Raw genomic sequence first — 2,301 nt, 5'->3', positions numbered from 1 at the left:
GATCGTCGATTTACAACGCTCTTTTGGCGGCAAGGAGTAACCTGAACAGCCCAAAAACACGCCCGTACTACCCGTACGAACCTGCATATGACGACCACAACTAGGGCAAGGAATATCTGTCTCGGTTGGATCATTTTCACGCATACCACCATCAAGCGACTGTGCTTGGTCTAGTTGAGTTGTGAAATGGTCGTAGAAATCATTAAGAACCGCTTTCCAGTCCTTTTCATCTTGAGCAACATCATCCAGTTGTTCTTCCATCTGAGCGGTAAAACTGTAGTCCATCAGCTCAGAGAAAGATTCAACCAAACGATCGGTAACAATATCCCCCATCTTCTCGGCGTAGAAACGCTTGTTTTCAAGCTTCACATAGCCACGATCCTGGATCGTTGAAATAATCGCTGCGTAAGTTGAAGGGCGACCGATCCCTCTTTTTTCCAATTCCTTAACCAAAGCGGCTTCTGAATAGCGCGCAGTCGGTTTGGTAAAATGCTGCTTGGGATCCAGTTTATCTAAAGATAGTTCATCGCCAACCTGAAGATCAGGAAGGATGACATCATCGTCTTTCTTGCTATTCGACGGCAACACTTTCAAGAAACCGTCGAACTTCATAACACGACCACGCGTACGAAGTGTAAAGTCACCCGCTGTCACTTCCAAAGACGAACTCAAAAATTCGGCATTATTCATCTGACAGGCCACAAAGTTACGCCAAATCAAGTCGTACAGTCTCTCAGCGTCCTTCTCAAGGCTTTTTATGCCTGAGGTAAGCACCGTTACGTCAGATGGACGAATCGCCTCGTGAGCTTCCTGAGCTCCCTCTTTACTACTATATAGTCTCGGCGCATCAGGCACATACTTACTACCCATGTTCTCAGCGATATAATCTCTACATGCGTTGACAGCATCTTCACTCAAGTTCGTCGAATCAGTACGCATGTAGGTGATATAGCCCGCTTCATAAAGACGCTGAGCTAACATCATGGTTTTCTTTACACTAAAACCTAATCGAGTACTGGCTGCTTGCTGCAAAGTAGAAGTAATAAACGGAGCATTAGGCTTGGAGCTTGTCGGTTTGTCTTCTCGTTTGGAAACTGCAAACGCGGCTTTATTCAATGCCTCTTGGTGAGCTTTGATTTGATCAGCATTTACCGGACGGAAAGCGCTACCTTGATAGCGACTGACCTGAAAGCGTGTATCACCTTTTTTATCAGCACAGAGGTCAGCAAACATTTCCCAATATTCTTCTGGGACAAACGCTCGAATTTCTTTCTCACGCTCAACAATCAGGCGTACAGCAACAGACTGTACACGACCGGCTGAAAGTCCTCGTGCCACCTTCGCCCAAAGCAAAGGTGAAACCATAAAGCCAACCACCCGATCCAGAAAACGGCGGGCTTGTTGAGCATCAACGCGAGATTGATCCAATTCTGCCGGCACTTCAAAAGCTCCTTGAATTGCCTTCTTGGTAATCTCATTAAAGACAACGCGCTTATAGCGTTCATCATCGCCACCAATTGCTTCTTTTAAGTGCCAAGCAATGGCTTCTCCCTCTCTATCCAAATCGGTTGCGAGAAAGATTTGATCGGCATTCTTAGCGAGCTTCTTGAGTTCGGTAACAACCTTTTCTTTACCAGGCAGCACTTCATAGCGTGCTTCCCAGTCATTTTCCGGGTCGATCCCCATACGGGCAATTAGCTGTTCCTTGGCTTTACGCGCTTTATGAACCGCTTTTTCTTCCGGGCTCATCTTACGTGTAGCAGCAGCCTGTTTAGCACGCTCTTGAGGGGTACTGGTAGAACCCCCCCCCGAGGTAGGCAAATCACGAATATGCCCCACACTGGACTTTACGATGTAATCAGAACCGAGGTATTTATTAATTGTCTTAGCTTTTGCTGGTGACTCGACAATAACGAGGGACTTACCCATAAAACTCCAAACTAAAGTGGTTGCTCATACGCTGCAATCTAGCTGTATATTTTTTCAGCAAAACATACCCTAAAAAGAACAAACGTGAGAATAAGTTGAATATATAAGGCGACATATATATTGATTTGTAGCTAAAGGGTCAAGTCATTGCAATGTTTTTTTCTGATTTTTGAACAAACTAGCTAGCATTTTTAAAGCCTTTGCTACACTTAAAGGGAATAAAGCCTNAAACATAGTCCACATGAATAGTACACTTATAATATCTTTGATAGCCTCCATCATTGTTATCTCAATGGTTGCCAGTGGCATAAGTTATAGCCGCCAACAAGCAATGAAAAAGCGCAAGCTTCGCATTAACAAACTAAGGCAACA

At 44.7% G+C, this 2,301-nt stretch carries 1 protein-coding gene; it reads right to left on the bottom strand.

Annotation, left to right across the window (positions count from 1 at the left end):
• Positions 1-1,929, bottom strand: a 1,929-nt coding sequence (gene topA, locus A3761_RS15905; RefSeq protein ID WP_068750485.1) for a type I DNA topoisomerase, incomplete at its 3' end; no start/stop codon positions are given.
• Between the last annotated feature and the right edge of the window lie 372 nt (positions 1,930-2,301).

Source organism: Oleiphilus sp. HI0123 (assembly GCF_001635315.1).
The sequence above is the reverse complement of the archived record's forward strand: the minus strand, read 5'-3'. Positions and strand labels throughout refer to the sequence as shown.